This is a genomic window from Mesorhizobium sp. B4-1-1 (assembly GCF_006439375.1).
Taxonomy (GTDB): domain Bacteria; phylum Pseudomonadota; class Alphaproteobacteria; order Rhizobiales; family Rhizobiaceae; genus Mesorhizobium.
In genome coordinates, this window is the sequence record NZ_VFTH01000017.1 from 78,233 (window position 1) to 95,692 (window position 17,460).

General features: G+C 64.6%; 12 protein-coding genes. 10 read left to right on the forward strand and 2 right to left on the reverse strand.

What is annotated here, in order from left to right; all coding sequences use genetic code 11:
• Positions 1-206: 206 nt before the first annotated feature.
• The 3 genes from ybgF to ftsH all read left to right on the forward strand — a co-directional run bounded on the left by ybgF (position 207) and on the right by ftsH (position 4,774).
• Positions 207-1,364, forward strand: a complete 1,158-nt coding sequence (gene ybgF, locus FJW10_RS22280; protein WP_140901647.1) for a tol-pal system protein YbgF — start codon at positions 207-209, stop codon at positions 1,362-1,364.
• Positions 1,361-2,734: a tRNA lysidine(34) synthetase TilS gene (tilS, locus tag FJW10_RS22285; RefSeq protein WP_140901698.1), complete on the forward strand. Its 1,374-nt coding sequence runs from the start codon at positions 1,361-1,363 to the stop codon at positions 2,732-2,734. Before ybgF ends, tilS begins: the two co-directional genes overlap by 4 nt.
• A 105-nt stretch (positions 2,735-2,839) precedes the next feature.
• Positions 2,840-4,774 (forward strand): ATP-dependent zinc metalloprotease FtsH, encoded by a 1,935-nt coding sequence (gene ftsH, locus FJW10_RS22290; protein ID WP_140678899.1) that lies wholly within the window; start codon positions 2,840-2,842, stop codon positions 4,772-4,774.
• A 525-nt stretch (positions 4,775-5,299) separates the two neighbouring features.
• Here ftsH and FJW10_RS22295 read toward each other — a convergent pair.
• Positions 5,300-6,151 (reverse strand): hypothetical protein, encoded by an 852-nt coding sequence (locus FJW10_RS22295; RefSeq protein ID WP_140901648.1) that lies wholly within the window; start codon positions 6,149-6,151, stop codon positions 5,300-5,302.
• A 368-nt stretch (positions 6,152-6,519) separates the two neighbouring features.
• Between FJW10_RS22295 and glmM the strand changes: the two genes are divergently transcribed.
• The 5 genes from glmM to serA all read left to right on the forward strand — a co-directional run bounded on the left by glmM (position 6,520) and on the right by serA (position 12,939).
• Positions 6,520-7,872 (forward strand): phosphoglucosamine mutase, encoded by a 1,353-nt coding sequence (gene glmM / locus FJW10_RS22300; RefSeq protein WP_140832958.1) that lies wholly within the window; start codon positions 6,520-6,522, stop codon positions 7,870-7,872.
• Between the two features lie 221 nt (positions 7,873-8,093).
• Positions 8,094-8,936 (forward strand): outer membrane protein, encoded by an 843-nt coding sequence (locus FJW10_RS22305; protein WP_140901649.1) that lies wholly within the window; start codon positions 8,094-8,096, stop codon positions 8,934-8,936.
• A 202-nt stretch (positions 8,937-9,138) separates the two neighbouring features.
• Positions 9,139-9,903 carry an outer membrane protein gene (locus FJW10_RS22310; RefSeq protein WP_140832962.1) on the forward strand — a complete coding sequence of 255 codons (765 nt, stop codon included), beginning with the start codon at positions 9,139-9,141 and terminating at the stop codon, positions 9,901-9,903.
• A 193-nt stretch (positions 9,904-10,096) separates the two neighbouring features.
• Complete coding sequence (locus FJW10_RS22315) at positions 10,097-11,272, forward strand: phosphoserine transaminase (RefSeq protein WP_140901650.1); 1,176 nt, start codon at positions 10,097-10,099, stop codon at positions 11,270-11,272.
• A gap of 65 nt (positions 11,273-11,337) precedes the next feature.
• Positions 11,338-12,939, forward strand: a complete 1,602-nt coding sequence (gene serA, locus FJW10_RS22320) for a phosphoglycerate dehydrogenase (protein ID WP_140901651.1) — start codon at positions 11,338-11,340, stop codon at positions 12,937-12,939.
• 101 nt (positions 12,940-13,040) lie between these two features.
• Here the strand turns inward: serA and FJW10_RS22325 are convergent, their stop codons facing one another.
• The gene (locus FJW10_RS22325) at positions 13,041-13,940 is read right to left on the reverse strand and encodes a DMT family transporter (protein WP_140832968.1); all 900 of its coding nucleotides are present in this window, start codon (positions 13,938-13,940) and stop codon (positions 13,041-13,043) included.
• Positions 13,941-14,261: 321 nt separating this feature from the next.
• On the opposite strand from FJW10_RS22325, the gene FJW10_RS22330 reads away from it, so the two are divergent.
• Positions 14,262-15,560: an adenylosuccinate synthase gene (locus tag FJW10_RS22330; protein ID WP_140832970.1), complete on the forward strand. Its 1,299-nt coding sequence runs from the start codon at positions 14,262-14,264 to the stop codon at positions 15,558-15,560.
• A gap of 69 nt (positions 15,561-15,629) precedes the next feature.
• A complete protein-coding gene (locus tag FJW10_RS22335) occupies positions 15,630-17,432 on the forward strand; it encodes a hypothetical protein (protein WP_140901652.1) in 1,803 nt (600 codons plus the stop codon).
• Positions 17,433-17,460 lie beyond the last annotated feature (28 nt).

Genomic DNA, 17,460 nt, shown 5'->3' on the forward strand with positions numbered 1-17,460 from the left:
TTTTCGCCAAGGGCGCCAGGCGTCCCAGGCGACAAAAATACAACATCCCAAAATGAAAGGCGGCCTCAGGGCCGCCTTTTTCATTTGCAACGGATTGAAACAAAATTTGGCCGAAGTCTCGCGTCCTGCTATGAGCGCGAGGGCGCTTTCTCCCACTGTTTGATTTGGAAAGGCGCATCAGGCCAACACCCACCGCGAGAGACAGAATGCATTTCAGAACGGTCCTGAGCGGCACGCTTGCGCTGCTGCTCGTATCAAGCCTCCCAAGCCTTGCCGCCTCGGCCGACAGTGCCGGGCGGGCCTCTGACAGCGGGTTCACCTTCCGTCTGCCGACGCTCGGCATCTTCGGCGACAAGAAGAAGCCGGAACAGGCGCAGGTCGCGCAGCAGGATGGCGGCGCTGGCATGACTGGTCTGGAGGACCAGCTTCGCCAGATGAACGGCAAGATCGAGGAGCTCAATTTCCAGATCCTGCAGATGCAGGAACAGATGCGCAAGCAGCAGGAAGACAATGAGTTCCGTTTCCAGCAGCTCGAAGGCGGTTCGCAAGGAGGCGCCAAGCCGGCCGGGCAGAAGAAATCGGAAGCCACGCCCCAGGACGGGGACAGCAACACTAATCTCGGCGATGCCGGCACCGGTCAATCCGGCACCGGCGACGCCGGAACCGACAACAGCGTCGCCCAGGCTCCGGCGACGCGGGCGCCGGCCGACACCGGCGCGCAAAACGGCGGCAAAAGCGTTGGCGACGTCATCGTGGAATCGCAGACCGGCGATCCCGGCAAGCTGATCACCGGCGCGCCGCCGAAGAATTTCGGCACCATCACCGTCGACAAGAACGGCAATGTCGTCAATGCCGAGACCGGTTCGCAGGCCGGCGCGCCGGCGGAAGCCCCGGCGGCCACCGCAAGCGCTCCCTCCGCCGAGACGCCGGCCAAGAAGAACAAGGCCGGCGACACGCAAGTTGCCGCCCTGCCGTCGACCAACGATCCCGACGAGCTCTACCGCAACTCCTACCAGTTCATCCTGTCGGGCGATTACCCGACCGCCGAGCAGGGTTTTCGCGATCATATTTCGCGCTTCCCCAAGGACGCCAAGGCGGCGGATGCGCATTACTGGCTGGGCGAGTCGCTGCTCGGCCAGCAGAAATACCGTGACGCGGCCGAGATATTCCTCGCCGCCAGCAAGGAATACCCGAAGGCCAAGAAGGCGCCCGACATGCTGCTCAAGCTCGGCGTTTCGCTGGTCGGCCTGAAGCAGAACGACGTGGCCTGCGCCACCTTCAGCGAGATCGGCAAGCGCTACCCCGACGTTTCCGGCGCGCTCAAGGAACGCATCAAGCAGGAAAAGGCGCTGGCGGCGTGCTGACGCCCGATACCAAAACTCACCTTTCAGACCACCTTTTCTCCGACCTAGACTTTTCGACCGGCGCCGTTGCAGCCGTGTCCGGCGGCAGCGACTCGACCGCCCTGCTTATTCTCCTCAAGGATTACTTCGATCGGACCGCATCGGGCGCCAGGCTGCTCGCGGTGACCGTCGATCATGGCCTAAGGCCAGGCTCGGCCGTCGAGGCGCGGCAGGTTGCCCGTTTCTGCGCCGAGCGCGGCATCGCCCATCGCATTCTTCCCTGGCGCGGCGACAAGCCCGTGACCGGTCTGCCGGCCGCCGCGCGCGAGGCGCGCTACAGGCTGCTTGCCGAAGCGGCCGGCGCCGAAGGCATCAAGCTGATCCTGACCGGCCATACCGCCGACGACCAGGCCGAGACGGTGCTGATGCGGCAGGCGCGCGACGACGAAGGCCGGGGCCTCGCCGGCATGGCGCCCGCCACGCTGCACGACTGGCGGACATGGATCGTCCGGCCGCTGCTAGGCACTAGGCGCGCGGTGTTGCGCGCCATGCTGCGGGCTCGCGACATCGGCTGGATCGAGGACCCTACCAATGTCGATATCCGGTTCGAGCGGCCGCGCGTGCGGGCAAAGCTCGGGCAGGATGATGGCGAACGGCGGATCGCGGAAGCGTTGGCACGGTCGCAGCAGGCGTCGCTCGAGCGCCACGACATCGGCCGCCGCGCCGCCGTGCTCATCGACGCGTTTGCCGACAGGCCGGTTCCGGGTCTCATCCGCCTCGACCGCGAGTTTACCGAGCATGAGGATGGCCAAGCCGCCATCTATGCGCTGCGCATCCTTTTGGCCGCTGTCGGCGGCATGGCGTTCCTCGCCGACGAGGCGCGCTGCGCTGCGCTGCTTTCCCGCCTGCGGTCGGCTCCGCTTTGCGCCACATTGTCGCGGACGATGGTCGACGCGCGCCGAGTCGGCATTTTCCTGCGCCGCGAGAACCGCAACCTGCCCGCTGTCCTGCCGCCGTCGGATAACCAGCTTTGGGACAACCGGCGACGCATCACTTTGAAAGACGGGCCGGGCGGCTTGGTGATCGCGCCGCTGGGTTCCGCCGCTGCCAGGAAAGCGCCTTTGAGCGAGGATATCCCACCAAGCCTTTCGCGCGCCGCGCTTGCCGCGGAGCCCGCGCTGTGGTCCGGCGACGAACGCCTTGATTTCATTGGCGGCGATGCCGGCCCGCGGGCGATCTCGATGGTCCCAGTGGTAGCCCCTTTCGCGCGCTTCCTGCCATCCTTCGATCTCGCGCCCGCCGCCGCCGCCGCCGCCCTTGTCGGCGCGCTGCCGCCGCCGGCGCCGCCATTGCACGGCCATGATGGCGGCCGAGGGTGGGCGAAAGCTTAACCGATACGTGCTGTTCTGCTTGGCAAGGGGAGGCGCTCTCCCTATGTTAGGCCCAAGCTTCTCCATCATCGCGGGTCCGTACGCGGGACCCCAACGGGACAATAGATGAATCCGAACTATCGCAACCTCGCGCTCTGGGCGATCATAGCGGTCCTGCTCATCGCCCTGTTCAATCTTTTCCAGACGCCCCAGACGCGCGGTGCCACGACGGATATCGCCTATTCGCAGTTCCTGCAGGATGTCGCGTCCGGCCGGGTCAAGAGCGTGACCATCGCCGGCGCCCGCATCCTCGGCAACTACACGGACAACGCCAATGGCTTCCAGACCTACTCGCCCGGCGACCCGTCGCTGGTCTCCAGGCTGCAGGACAAGAACGTCACCATCACCGCCAAGCCCGAAACCGACGGGTCCAATTCGCTGTTCGGCTATCTGATCTCGTGGCTGCCGATGATCCTGATCCTCGGCGTATGGATATTCTTCATGCGCCAGATGCAATCAGGCTCCGGCCGCGCCATGGGCTTCGGCAAGTCGAAGGCCAAGCTTTTGACCGAGGCGCATGGCCGCGTCACCTTCCAGGACGTCGCCGGCGTCGACGAGGCCAAGGAGGATCTCGAAGAGATCGTCGAATTCCTGCGCGATCCGCAGAAATTCCAGCGCCTCGGCGGCAAGATCCCGCGCGGCGTGCTCCTGGTCGGCCCGCCCGGCACCGGCAAGACGCTGCTCGCCCGCTCCGTCGCCGGCGAAGCCAACGTGCCGTTCTTCACCATTTCCGGCTCGGACTTCGTCGAGATGTTCGTCGGCGTCGGCGCATCCCGTGTGCGCGACATGTTCGACCAGGCCAAGAAGAACGCGCCCTGCATCATCTTCATCGACGAAATCGATGCCGTTGGCCGCCATCGCGGCGCCGGCCTCGGCGGCGGCAATGACGAGCGCGAGCAGACGCTGAATCAGCTGCTGGTCGAGATGGACGGTTTCGAATCCAACGAAAGCATCATCCTTATCGCCGCCACCAACCGGCCCGACGTGCTCGACCCGGCGCTGCTGAGGCCCGGCCGTTTCGACCGCCAGGTCGTGGTGCCGAACCCCGACATCGTCGGACGCGAGAAGATCCTCAAGGTGCATGTCCGCAACGTGCCGCTGGCGCCCAATGTCGACCTCAAGGTGGTTGCGCGCGGCACGCCGGGCTTTTCCGGCGCCGATCTGATGAACCTCGTCAACGAATCCGCGCTGATGGCGGCGCGCCGCAACAAGCGGCTCGTCACCATGGCCGAGTTCGAGGACGCCAAGGACAAGATCATGATGGGCGCCGAGCGCCGCTCGTCGGCCATGACGCAGGCCGAGAAGGAGCTCACCGCCTATCACGAGGCCGGCCACGCGATCCTGGCGCTCAACGTGCCGTCCGCCGATCCGCTGCACAAGGCGACGATCATCCCGCGCGGCCGCGCGCTCGGCATGGTCATGCAGTTGCCGGAAGGCGACCGCTATTCGATGAGCTACAAATACATGGTCTCGCGGCTCGCCATCATGATGGGCGGCCGCGTCGCCGAGGAGTTCAAGTTCGGCAAGGAGAACATCACCTCCGGCGCCTCCTCCGACATCGAGCAGGCGACCAAGCTGGCACGCGCCATGGTCACGCGCTGGGGCTTCTCCGACAAGCTCGGCCACGTCGCCTATGGCGACAACCAGGAAGAGGTCTTCCTCGGCCACTCGGTGGCGCGCACGCAGAACATCTCGGAAGAGACCGCCCAGATCATCGACGCCGAGGTGCGCCGGCTGATCGACGACGCCTACTCGACCGCGAAGACCATCCTGACCAAGAAGAAGAAGGAATGGATCGCGCTCGCCGAAGGGCTGCTCGAATACGAGACGCTGTCGGGCGACGAGATCAAGCAGCTGATCGCCGGCAACAAGCCCGCCCGCGACCTCGGCGACGACACCCCGCCCAGCCGCGGCTCGGCCGTGCCGAAGGCCGGCACCGGCGGCCGCCGCAAGAAGGGCCCCGAGCCTGAAGGCGGCATGGAACCGCAGCCGCAGGGCTGAGGTTCGGTAGACGATACAGACAAACGCCGCGGATCAAACCGCGGCGTTTTCGTTTTGGGAGCGCCAAAGGTTTAGCCGGCGCGCTGGTGATTGGCGAAATCCGGCGCGACAGCCAATCTCCATTCCTTGTGGGGGAGATGCCCGGCAGGGCAGAGAGGGGCGCTGTCCCGCTGGCCTCTCTTCGTCATCCTCGGGTCCGACCGCATCGAAGCAAAATTCTCAGCCGCTGCAACGCCTTAAAGCGCGTCACACTGCTGCACACTTTTGCGCGACACGCATTAGCGTCACGGCATGGATTCCAGGGTCTGCGCGCTTCGCTCCGCTCTTGCTCCACCCTGGAATGACGACCCGCCAAGTAGCGATCCTTCGCCCCTCTGCCGGACATCTCCCCCACAAAGGGGGAGATTGGAAGCGTAGCCGACGGCGAGCCTCCTTGTAACGTGGGTATGACCTTTGTGAGCCACCCAACAAAAAAGCCCGCGCATCTTGCGATGCGCGGGCCTTTCTCTGGAAGAGACTAAGCGATCAGCTCTTCAGCTTGGCATTGCACAGGCTGTAGAAGCCGCCGCCCTTCTGGATCCACTTCAGGCCGTTCAGCGTGTTGGCATCCTTGTTGGCGTAGTACTGCTCGAGGCAGGTGTGCATGCGGCCCTTGGCCGGGGTCTCGGTGGCGAATTTCGGCGAAATCGCCTTCGGGAAGCTGACGCCCTTCGGCGCAGCGACGGACGGCTTCGCCGGCTCGTTGGTGTAGGTGGCTTCCGTCGGAGCCGGCACGGTGTCGTCATCGTCGGCGCCGGCGCCGCACTCGGCCTTGCGGAAGTCGTTCCACTTCATGCCCTTGAGCGTATTCGCCGTTTTCGCAGCCTGGTACTTGGTGCTGCATTCGGCCATGCTCAGGCCCTTGCCGCCGTCGGCAGCCGCGGTCGAGGTCTTGGCGGGCGCGGTTGCCGCCGCCGCGGATGCGCCCGGGCCGCACTCGGCCTTGCGGAAGTCGTTCCATTTCATGCCGTTCAGCGTGCCGGCGGATTTCGCAGCCTGGTATTTGGCGCTGCATTCCTTGGAGCTCAGGCCCTTGGCGGCGTCGTCGGTAGCGGCGGCGGCCGCCTTCGTCGTCTTGGCGGGCTTGGTGTCGGCGGCCTTCGTATCGGTCGCCGCCTTGGCGCCTGTCGCCGCCTTGGTGTCGGTGGCGGCGGAAGCGTCGCTGCCGCACTGCGCCTTGCGGTACTGGTTCCAGGTCTGGCCAGCGAGCGTTCCCGCATCCTTGGCCGCGTTATACTTGGTGCTGCACTCGGCCATGGTCAGCGCGTTGGCCGGCGCCGCCAGGAACAAGGTTGCGACGGCGATACCCGTCAAAGCTGCAAGTCTATGAATAAGCATGGCGTTTTCTCCCTTGCTGCCGCCAATAAGTGTCCCTATGCCAAATCAATAACGCTCAATGTCCGGTTGCGCCAGATGCTTCCGGCATGGGCGCCGTCACAAAGTGTGTTGCTCCCGATAAGGTGATGAATTGCTTGCCGGTCCGCCGCCAGACAAGCTTTGCCGGTGGATGGGGCGCCGAAGAGCCTCGCACGGGCAGGTGTAGCGCCGCCAAGTCAAAGGTGGTGATAGGCTGCCGAATCACTTGCGCCGCCCGCGACAATGTTTTTCTAAGGATTGGTAATATATAATCACGAAATTTGATGATCGGATGCGGCCCAATTGTGGCAATACGGGCGGCTGAAAAACCGACGGGGACTGTAAGGCACATGGCAGGTCAGTATTTCGGCACCGACGGTATCCGCGGACGCGCCAACAAATTTCCGATGACGGCCGAGGTCGCCATGCGCGTCGGCATGGCCGCCGGGCTCTCCTTCCAGCGCGGCAATCATCGTCACCGCGTCGTGCTCGGCAAGGACACGCGGCTTTCCGGCTACATGATCGAGAACGCGATGGTGGCGGGCCTGTGCGCCGCCGGCATGGACGTCTTCCTGCTCGGTCCCATACCGACGCCCGCGGTCGCGATGCTGGTGCGCTCGCTGCGCGCCGACATCGGGGTGATGATCTCAGCCTCGCACAACCCCTATTTCGACAACGGCATCAAGCTCTTCGGTCCCGACGGGTACAAGCTCTCCGACGAGATCGAGGAGCGCATCGAAGGCATGCTCGACAAGGACATCGAGCTGGCGCTCGCCGATTCCGACGGGCTCGGCCGCGCCAAGCGCGTCGACGGCGTGCATGACCGCTATATCGAATTCGCCAAGCGCACGCTGCCGCGCTCGATGTCGCTTTCGGGCCTGAGGATCGTCGTCGACTGCGCGAACGGCGCAGCCTACAAGGTGGCGCCCGAGGCGCTGTGGGAACTCGGCGCCGAGGTGGTGGCGATCAATGTCGAGCCGAACGGCTTCAACATCAACAAGGAATGCGGCTCGACCCATCCGGCCGGCCTGCAGAAGAAGGTGCACGAGGTGCGCGCCGACATCGGCATCGCGCTCGACGGCGACGCCGACCGCGTCGTCATCGTCGACGAGAACGGCGCGATCGTCGACGGCGACCAGATCATGGCGCTGATCGCCGAATCCTGGCACCAGAGCGGAAGGCTGGCCGGCGGCGGCGTCGTCTCCACCGTGATGTCCAATCTCGGCCTGGAGCGCTTCCTCGGCGACATGAAGCTGCAGCTGCACCGGACCAAGGTCGGCGACCGCTACGTGGTCGAGCATATGCGCGCGCACGGCTTGAATGTCGGCGGCGAGCAGTCCGGCCACATCGTGCTTTCCGATTTCTCGACCACCGGCGACGGCCTCGTCTCGGCGCTGCAGGTGCTGGCCTGCATCAAGCGGCAGAACCGCCCGGTCAGCGAACTGTCGAAGAAGTTCGAGCCGGTGCCGCAGCTCCTGAAGAATGTCCGCATCTCGGGCGGCAAGCCGCTGGAGGAAGCGCCGGTCAAGGCGGCGATCGAGGAAGGGCGCAACCGGCTCGGCACGTCCGGCCGCCTCGTCATCCGGCCCTCGGGCACCGAGCCGCTCATCCGCGTCATGGCCGAGGGCGACGATCCGCAGCTGGTCGAAGCGGTCGTCAACGACATTGTCGGCATCCTGCAGGAAACCCGCAGCGCCGCCTGAAGCCGGCCGCCGGGGTCTCACATGGTCTTCAAGCCCGCCGCCAGGCGGGCTTTTTCGTCGCCGGGTGGAGCCATCCGGACAACGGCGTTCCCCCTAAAATTGTATAGATTCGTGGTTAATCGGTACGGTTAAACGGCTTTTAACCTTTCCAATTCATTATCCATACCCGAGGTCAATCATCTTCGGGCGATGTCGTCCCGAGGCTTCTCAGGGGTGACAGAATGTTCAAGACAGCAAGAATGGCATTGCTTGCCGCGCTGTTCGCGGGGATAGCCGGACCGCTCTTCGCGGCCGACCTCCCCGAACCGCAAATCGAAGAGGCGCCGCCGCCGGTCGTGGAAGCCCAGCCCGTCGATGTCGGCGGCTGGTACATCCGCGGCGACCTCGACTACCACTGGTCGCGCTTCGGTGGCGCCGACTACATCACCTACGGTCCGCCGCCCGGCTCGAACAGCTTTGACAGTGGCAAGCTGAAGGGCGCCTTCTCTGCCGGCGCTGGTGTCGGTTATCAGGTCAACCAGTACTTCCGCACGGATCTGACCGCCGACTGGCTGAGCAAATCCAATTTCAATGGATCGACGATCGGAACCTGCGGCGGTGGCGTTGCCTGTATCTCGACCGACACTTCGGCTTATTCGGCGCTCCTGCTGCTGGCCAACGCCTATGTCGATATCGGCACATGGCACGGTGTCACTCCTTATGTCGGCGCTGGTATCGGCGGTGCCTGGATGAAATGGGACACGCTGCACAACAGCGATGACGATGGTGACTTCTTCCATCGTGGCGGCAAGGGCTGGCGCTTTGCCTACGCCCTCATGGCCGGCGCTTCGTACTGCCTGACGGACCACGTGAAGCTGGATGTCGGCTATCGCTACAGCCATATCAATGGCGGCCGGATGTTCGAATATGCGGCGGGTGCCGGCGGAACCACCGGTGCCGGTCCAGGTTTCGACCGTGGCATCAACGTGCATGAAGTTCGCGGTGGCCTCCGCTACCAGTTCGGCCAGTCCGACTGCGCTCCGCCGCCAGAGCCCTACCAGCCGGAACCGATCTACACCAAGTAATCGTCTTCATTATCCCGAAATTCGTCAGCCGCCCGGCGCCAGCCGGGCGGCTTTCGCTTTCCTACGACCGCTAAAATCCGATCGAAATCAATTCGGTAACCGGCTGTTATCCTTAACCCGCACTTAACCACTATGGTTAACAATGGCTCCTTGAAACGGCGCCTGCGTTCGCGGCTGGCGCCAATTTCGGGAGCCGGGGACCATGATATCCAGATCGCGTATCGCGTCAGCGCTTGCCGCAACCATCCTGTTGCCGATGACGCCGGCGCTGGCGGCGGACTACGATCCGCCGGTCTATGCCGACCAGGCGCCGGACTACCAGCCGGTCGAGGTCGGCTCGGGCTGGTATCTGCGCGGCGATGTCTCCTATCTGGCGAACAAAAGCTTCGAGAAACAGGATTTCGCCTTCACACCGGCGAGCTTCAGTAACGACGAGACGCCGGTCTTCGCCAGCGTCGGCTTCGGCTATCACTTCAACGACTATCTGCGCGCCGATCTCAATCTGGGCTACCTGCCGGGTAACAAGGTGAGCGTCGGCTATGATGATTCAGCGACGGCGGCGGAACCCACCATCGCTTCCGCACACCTCAAGAACTACGCCTTCACGGGGCTGCTCAACGGCTATGTCGATTTGGGCACCTATGTCGGGGTCACGCCTTATGTCGGCGCCGGCGTCGGTTTCATCCGGTCCAAAAGCAAACTGTCGGCTTCCTACACTACTGAGAACGGTGACGACACGGACGATTTCGTCCTGAAGAACAACAGAACCCAATATGCCTTCGCCTATACGCTGAATGCCGGTCTTGCATACCAGGTGAGCAAGAACCTCCTGGTCGATCTCGGATACCAGTATTTCTCCGCACCCGACGCCGAATACGTGACCGCCGAGAGCCTGACCTCCTATCCGGTCCGCAAGGGGATCAGCAATCACCAGGTCAAGCTCGGCTTGCGCTACGACCTCTGGTAGGCGAAGTGGGTTACGAAATACCACGGTGGGTTCCAACGGCTCGCCGGTTTCATTTCGGTGCGCGCAGAGGTTGGAGCGAATATCCCGTCAGCGACAAAAACTTTGCTCTTGACGCCGAAGCTCTGAGCGCATATCGCCGTCCGTGGGCCACCCCTCCCCAACGAGGGGCCACTATCTGGAAGGATAGACCACGATGACGACGCTTACCAAGCCCGGACTCCGTCCGGCAAACCCCAATTTCTCTTCAGGTCCTTGTGCAAAACGCCCCGGCTGGTCGGTCGAGGCGCTCAAAGCTGCCGCGCTCGGGCGCTCTCACCGCGCCAAGATCGGCAAAAGCAAGCTCGAGCAGGCAATCGAGCTGACGCGCGAAATCCTCAAGGTTCCCGCGGACTACCGCATCGGCATCGTGCCGGCGTCGGATACCGGCGCGGTCGAGATGGCGCTGTGGTCGCTGCTCGGCGAGCGCGGCGTCGACATGGTCGCCTGGGAAAGTTTCGGCTCCGGCTGGGTGACCGATGTCGTCAAGCAGCTGAAGCTCGCCGACATGCGCAAGTTCGAGGCCGGCTACGGCCAACTGCCCGACCTGACCCAGGTCGACTTCGACCGCGACGTCGTCTTCACCTGGAACGGCACCACCTCGGGCGTGCGCGTGCCGAATGGCGATTTCATTCCTACGAACCGCAAGGGCCTGACCATTTGCGACGCGACGTCGGCCGCCTTCGCGCAGCGGCTCGATTTCGAAAAGCTCGATGTGGTCACCTTTTCCTGGCAGAAGGTGCTGGGCGGCGAGGGCGCGCATGGCATGCTGATCCTCAGCCCGCGCGCCGTCGCCCGGCTGGAGACCTACAAGCCGGCCTGGCCGCTGCCGAAGATCTTCCGCCTGACCTCGGGCGGCAAGCTGATCGAAGGCATCTTCAAGGGCGAGACCATCAACACGCCGTCGATGCTGTGCGTCGAGGATTATCTCGACGCGCTCCACTGGGCGAAGTCGATCGGCGGGCTCGAGGCGCTGATCGCCCGCGCGGACGCCAATGCCGCGGTGCTCGACCGGTTCGCCGACAAGTCGGCGTGGCTCGGCCACCTCGCCGTCGATCCGGCGACGCGCTCGAACACGTCCGTGTGCCTTTCGTTCACCGACGCGCAAGTGGCGGCGCTCGGTGCGGACGGGCAGGCGGCCTTCGCCAAGGGCATCGTGTCTTCGCTCGACAAGGAGGGTGTCGCCTACGACATCGGCTCCTACCGCGACGCGCCGCCCGGTTTGCGCATCTGGTGCGGCGCCACTGTCGAGACCGCCGATCTCGAAGCGTTGCTGCCCTGGCTCGACTGGGCCTTCGCCACGCAGAAGGCGTCGCTCAAGGCAGCGGCCTGAAATCCGTGGCGGCCTGTGGCCGCCACCATTTTCCGACACATCCAATCCCCTTCAAGGAGGCCGTGATGGCGCCCCGCGTTCTCGTTTCGGATAAACTTTCCACCACCGCCGTGCAGATCTTCAAGGATCGCGGCATCGACGTCGACTACCTGCCCGACCTCGGCAAGGACAAGGAAAAGCTGATCGAGGTGATTGGCCAGTATGACGGCCTCGCCATCCGCTCGGCGACCAAGGTCACCGAAAAACTGATCAATGCCGCCGGCAGGCTCAAGGTCGTCGGACGCGCCGGCATCGGCGTCGACAATGTCGACATCCCGGCCGCCAGCCGCAAGGGCATCATCGTGATGAACACGCCCTTCGGCAATTCGATCACCACGGCCGAGCATGCAGTGGCGATGATCTTCGCGCTGGCGCGACAGATACCAGAAGCCAATGCCTCGACCCATTCCGGCAAGTGGGAAAAGAACCGCTTCATGGGTGTCGAGATCACCAGCAAGACGCTGGGCGTGATCGGCTGCGGCAATATCGGCTCGATCGTCGCCACGCGCGGCGTCGGCCTGAAGATGCATGTGATCGCCTTCGACCCGTTCCTGTCGGACAGCCGCGCCGAGGAGCTCGGCGTCCAGAAGGTCGAGCTCGACGAGCTCTTCGCCCGCGCCGACTTCATCACCTTGCACACGCCGCTGACCGACAAGACGCGCAACATCATCGATGCGGCTGCGATCGCCAAGATGAGAGACGGCGTGCGCATCATCAATTGCGCCCGCGGCGGGCTGGTCGTCGAGGCGGACCTGGTCGCGGCGCTGAAGAGCGGCAAGGTGGCGGGCGCCGGCATCGACGTGTTCGAGGTCGAGCCGGCCGAGCAGAACGCGCTGTTCGGCATGGATAATGTCGTGGCGACCCCGCATCTCGGCGCCTCGACCACCGAGGCGCAGGAAAATGTCGCGCTGCAGGTCGCCGAGCAGATGAGCGACTATCTGATCAAGGGCGCGGTCTCCAACGCCATCAACATGCCTTCGATCAGCGCCGAGGAAGCGCCACGGCTGAAGCCTTTCGTCAAGCTCGCCGAAGTGCTCGGCGCCTTTGTCGGCCAGGTCACCGAGGATCCGATCAAGGAGGTCGAGATCCTGTTCGACGGCTCGACCGCGACGATGAACACGCGCGCGCTGGTGAGCGCCGCCCTTGCCGGCCTCATCCGGCCGCAGGTCTCCGACGTCAACATGGTGTCGGCGCCGATCATGGTGAAGGAGCGCGGCATCATCGTTGCCGAGGTCAAGCGCGACAAGTCGGGCGTGTTCGACGGCTATATCAAGCTCACCGTCAAGACCGAGCATATGACGCGCTCGATCGCCGGCACCTGCTTTTCCGACGGCAAGCCGCGCTTCATCCAGATCAAGGGCATCAATCTCGACGCCGAGGTCGGCCAGCACATGCTCTACACCACCAATGCCGACGCGCCCGGCATCATCGGCCTGCTCGGCACGGTGTGCGGCGAGAACGGCGTCAACATCGCCAACTTCCAGCTCGGCCGCAACCGGCCGGGCGGCGATGCGATCGCGCTGCTTTATCTCGACGCGCCCTTCCCGGAAAAAGTGCTGGAGCAGGTGCGCGCGCACAAGTCGATCGATTCGGCGAAGCGGCTTCGCTTCGATGTCGGCGGCGAGTAGCCGATCATCCATCGTCCGACATGAAATGCCTCGCCTGCAGCAGGCGGGGCATCAATGACATGGCCGTCACCCGACGGCTGCTTGGCGCATGATTTGAGACATCATCCCGTCTGCAGCGCTGCTCGGCTGCCGCTGTATTCGGCAAGCCCAATGCCGCCCAGGACAAGCGCCAGCGCGAAAGCCTGATAGGCCTGAAACTGCTCGCCGACGATCAGCACCGAAAGCAGCGTGCCGAAGATCGGCACCAGGTTGATGAACAGGCCGGCGCGGTTGGCGCCGATCAATTCGTTGCCCTTGATGTAGAGGACCTGCGAGACGACCGAAGCGCCAAGCGCCGTGTAGAGCGTGAGTGCCCATCCACGCGCATCCGGCACGATGACGCGGCCAGATGCGACCTCCCAGACGAAGAAGGGCAGGGAGATCAGCAGCGCGGCGATCGACAGCGCCAGCATGAAACTCTGCCAGCGGATTGCCGGCTTGAGGCGCAGCCCCACCGAATAGAGGCTGTAGCAAAGCACCGCGACAAGCATGATGGCGTCGCCGAAGTTGAGATCGAGCTTCAAGAGCTGGCCGAGGTCGCCATGGCTGGCGGTCAGCGCGACGCCGACGATGGTGAGGACGACGCCGACGACCTGCAGAGGCTGCACGCGCAGCCTGAACAGCACGAAATTGGCAAGGATGATGACGATCGGAATGGCGGCCTGCTCGATCGAGACGTTGATGGCGGTCGTGTAGTTGAGGGCCGTGTAGAAGATGACGTTGAAGATGGTGAAGCCGCAGGCGCCGAGGCCGGCAAGCAACTTCCAGTGCCTGCGCACTTCAGGCCAATCCTCACGCAGCGTCCGCCAGCCGATGGGCAGCAGGATCAGCACCGCCATCACCCAGCGCAGGAACACCAGCGTCATCGGCGAGACATGGCCGACGGCAAGCTTGCCCGCCACCGAATTGCCGCCCCACAGGAGCATGGTCGACAGAAGGAACAGATAGGCGGCTCGGTGCATGGAGGTTCCGGCCTCGGTGTTCGAGGGGTTCAGCCCGGCCTAGAGTGGAGGCGGCAGCAAGTAAATGATGCGAAAGCCGGAATTTGTTGTGCCTGGATCAGGTTGACGTCTCGCCGGCGGCGTCATCTTGATCCAATTCCTGTATGAGGCATGGTCACTTGCGAAAGCCGGTTCCCGCTTTTTGGGTCCGCTGACCTTCGGTTCGGGGTCGTGCGCCAAGGATGGTTTCGGCGGCAAAGAAAGGGTCGCGCCCGCCTGCGCTAGACGCTATAGAGGCCTGTCGTTTCAGGCTGCCCGCGCGGCATTTCAAGGGAAAAGAACATGGCCAATGTGGTGGTCGTCGGCTCGCAATGGGGCGACGAAGGCAAGGGCAAGATCGTCGACTGGCTGTCGGAACGGGCCGATGTGGTCGTGCGCTTCCAGGGCGGCCACAATGCCGGCCATACGCTGGTCGTCGACGGCAAGGTCTACAAGCTGTCGCTGCTGCCCTCGGGCGTGGTGCGGGAAGGCAAGCTTTCGATCATCGGCAATGGCGTGGTGTTCGATCCGCATGCCTTCGTCGCCGAAGCCAAAAAGCTCAAGGAGCAGGGCGTGGAGGTCACGCCGGAGCGCCTGAAAATAGCCGAAAACACCGCGCTTATCCTGTCGCTGCACCGGGAACTGGACGGATTCCGCGAAGACGCCGCCTCAAATTCCGGAACCAAGATAGGCACGACCCGCCGCGGCATCGGCCCCGCCTATGAGGACAAGGTGGGACGGCGCGCGGTGCGGGTGATGGATTTGGCGGATTTGGAAACGCTCCCCTTGAAGGTCGACAGGCTGCTGACGCACCACAACGCGCTGCGCCGCGGGCTCGGCCATGCGGAAGCAACGCATGAGGCGATCATGCAGGAGCTGACCTCGGTGGCCGCCGAGATCCTGCCCTACATGGATCGCGTCTGGAAGGTGCTCGACGACAAGCGTCGCGCCGGCGAGCGCATCCTGTTCGAGGGCGCGCAGGGCACGCTGCTCGACATCGACCACGGCACCTATCCCTTCGTCACCTCGTCCAACACCGTGGCCGGGCAGGCCGCCGCCGGCTCGGGCGTGGGCCCCGGCGTCATCGGCTATGTGCTCGGCATCACCAAGGCCTACACGACGCGCGTCGGCGAGGGACCGTTCCCGACGGAGCAGAAGAACGAGATCGGCGAGTTCCTCGGCACGCGCGGCCATGAGTTCGGCGTGGTCACCGGCCGCAAGCGCCGCTGCGGCTGGTTCGACGCCGTGCTGGTGCGCCAGGCCGTCGCAGTCAACGGCATCAAGGGTATCGCTCTCACCAAGCTCGACGTGCTCGACGGGCTGGACGAGATCAAGGTCTGCACGGGCTACAGGCTCGATGGCGAGACGATCGATTACCTGCCGGCCAGCCAGGGCGCGCAAGCGCGGGTCGAGCCCATCTACGAGACACTCGAAGGCTGGAAGGGAACCACCGCCGGCGCCAGAAGCTGGAACGATTTGCCGGCGCAAGCCGTCAAATATGTCCGCTATATCGAGGAGCTGATCGGCGCCCCGGTGGCGCTGCTCTCCACCAGCCCCGAGCGGGACGACACAATACTTGTGACCGATCCGTTTCAAGACTAGTTTCACAGCCCTTCCCGGCGCTACGGCTGATTTGCGGCCGGCGGGAAAAGAATGCAGGTCACCTGACGCATGGCAGATTTCGTTAGTGTTCTGAAAAAGCAGATCGAGAAGAAGGTCGATCCTTCGTTCGAGGTGCGCAAACAGATATACGACGGTGCCCGCGCGGTGCTGGCGAAGAAGCTCGCGGAGTATTCCCCGCCGCTTGCGCCCGATGTCGTCAGCAAGCAGAAGCGCTCGCTGGAAGATGCCATCTCCAGCGTTGAGCGCGAATATGCCAAACCCGTTCCGGCCGAGGATCCGCTGGCGGAGCTGGAGCATATTTTCTCCTCCATCGACCGCAACAAGAACCAGCCGAGCCATTCCCGCCAGCCGGCGGCGCCTGAGCCTGCCAAGCCGGATCCGTTCAAATCCGAACCGTTCAGGCCGGCGCCCGCGCCCGCCAGGACGGAACCAAGCTGGCAAAGCGCGCCGAAGGCGGAGCCCGCGCGGCAAAACCCCGTAAAAGCCGAGCCGGCGTGGCAGAACACGGCGAGGACGGAGCCGAACTGGCAGACCGCGCCAAAGGCCGAACCAGCCTGGCAGAAGGCGCCGCCGCCGATGCCGTCGCCGCGCGAGGACGATGTAGGCCCGGCGGGCATGGACGGTGCCGATGACGGCGGCGACGTCTTTGCCAATGACGAGCAGCCGGCGGCCGATACCTTCCAGCGCCTGCGGCCACAGCGGCAGGAACGCAAGCGCAGCTATGGCGGCTTGATCGCCGCTCTCATCGCGCTGTTGGTGCTCGCCGGCGGCGGCTACGGCATATGGCTGAACAAGAATGCATTCGGCTCGCTCTTCGGCCTTGGCGGCGGCAGCAAGACGGTTTCGACCGAGCCGCTGGTCAAGCCGGCTCCGGCCAAGCCGGCGACGGAGACGGCGGCCGCGCCGGCTGCGCCCAGCGCCAGCGAGCCGGCGGACACCGCCAAGTTCACGCAACGCCTGACGCCCGAGGGCAAGGAGACCGATCCCGGTCCGGCCGGCGGACAGGCCACGATCGGCGAAGGCGAATCCGTCGCGGCGCTGACCTCGCGGCCGCCGGCTGCGCCGGTGACGACACCGCCTGTTCCGGCCACGCAAACGCCCGAGGCGCCTGCCGCGACGCCGGCTCCGACCGACGCCGCCAATCCGACACCGCCAGCGGCCGGAACAACACCGCCCGCGGCTGATGCGGCAACGCAGCCCGCGGCTGGCACCACGCCACCGGCGGCTGGAGCAACGCCGCCGGCCGCAGGCACGGCGCCACCCGCGCCAGCGCCGACGACCGCCGAGGCGACCGTGCCGGTAGGACAGAAGGCGATCTTCTATGAGGAGCGCACCAGCACGCAGCAGGGCACGGCCGAGCCCGGCAGCATCGTCTGGTCGCTGGTGCAGGAATCGCCCGGCGGCGATCTGCCGCCCGAACCGGCGATCCGCGCCGAGGCGACGATCCCCGGCAAGAATATCCAGTTGCGCATGACGATCCGGCGCAATACCGACCAGACGCTGCCGGCCAGCCACATCGTCGAGATGATCTTCCTGACGCCGGAAGGATTTGACGGCGGCGGGGTCGACAACATCCTGCGCATCGCCATGAAGAGCTCCGAACAGGACGCCGGCAGCCCGCTGATCGGCATTCCGGCCAAGATCGCCGACGGTTTCTTCCTCGTCGCGCTCAACGACACCAAGGCGGACGAGGACGCCAACCTGACGCTGCTTCGGGGCCAGGACTGGATCGACGTGCCGGTGGTCTACAAGACCGGACGCCGCGCGCTGCTCACCATGGAAAAGGGCATTCCGGGCGAGAAAGTGTTCGACGAGGCGCTGAAGGCCTGGGCGGCGAAGACGTCGGGGTGAGCGGTGGCGGCGACGCAATGGCGTCGCT

Bases quoted from the DNA above. Each gene is read 5' to 3' on its own strand.
- ybgF (WP_140901647.1), top strand. From the start codon at position 207: ATGCATTTCAGAACGGTCCTGAGCGGCACGCTTGCGCTGCTGCTCGTA.
- ftsH (WP_140678899.1), top strand. From the start codon at position 2,840: ATGAATCCGAACTATCGCAACCTCGCGCTCTGGGCGATCATAGCGGTC.
- FJW10_RS22295 (WP_140901648.1), bottom strand. From the start codon at position 6,151: ATGCTTATTCATAGACTTGCAGCTTTGACGGGTATCGCCGTCGCAACC.
- glmM (WP_140832958.1), top strand. From the start codon at position 6,520: ATGGCAGGTCAGTATTTCGGCACCGACGGTATCCGCGGACGCGCCAAC.
- FJW10_RS22305 (WP_140901649.1), top strand. From the start codon at position 8,094: ATGTTCAAGACAGCAAGAATGGCATTGCTTGCCGCGCTGTTCGCGGGG.
- FJW10_RS22310 (WP_140832962.1), top strand. From the start codon at position 9,139: ATGATATCCAGATCGCGTATCGCGTCAGCGCTTGCCGCAACCATCCTG.
- FJW10_RS22315 (WP_140901650.1), top strand. From the start codon at position 10,097: ATGACGACGCTTACCAAGCCCGGACTCCGTCCGGCAAACCCCAATTTC.
- serA (WP_140901651.1), top strand. From the start codon at position 11,338: ATGGCGCCCCGCGTTCTCGTTTCGGATAAACTTTCCACCACCGCCGTG.
- FJW10_RS22325 (WP_140832968.1), bottom strand. From the start codon at position 13,940: ATGCACCGAGCCGCCTATCTGTTCCTTCTGTCGACCATGCTCCTGTGG.
- FJW10_RS22330 (WP_140832970.1), top strand. From the start codon at position 14,262: ATGGCCAATGTGGTGGTCGTCGGCTCGCAATGGGGCGACGAAGGCAAG.
- FJW10_RS22335 (WP_140901652.1), top strand. From the start codon at position 15,630: ATGGCAGATTTCGTTAGTGTTCTGAAAAAGCAGATCGAGAAGAAGGTC.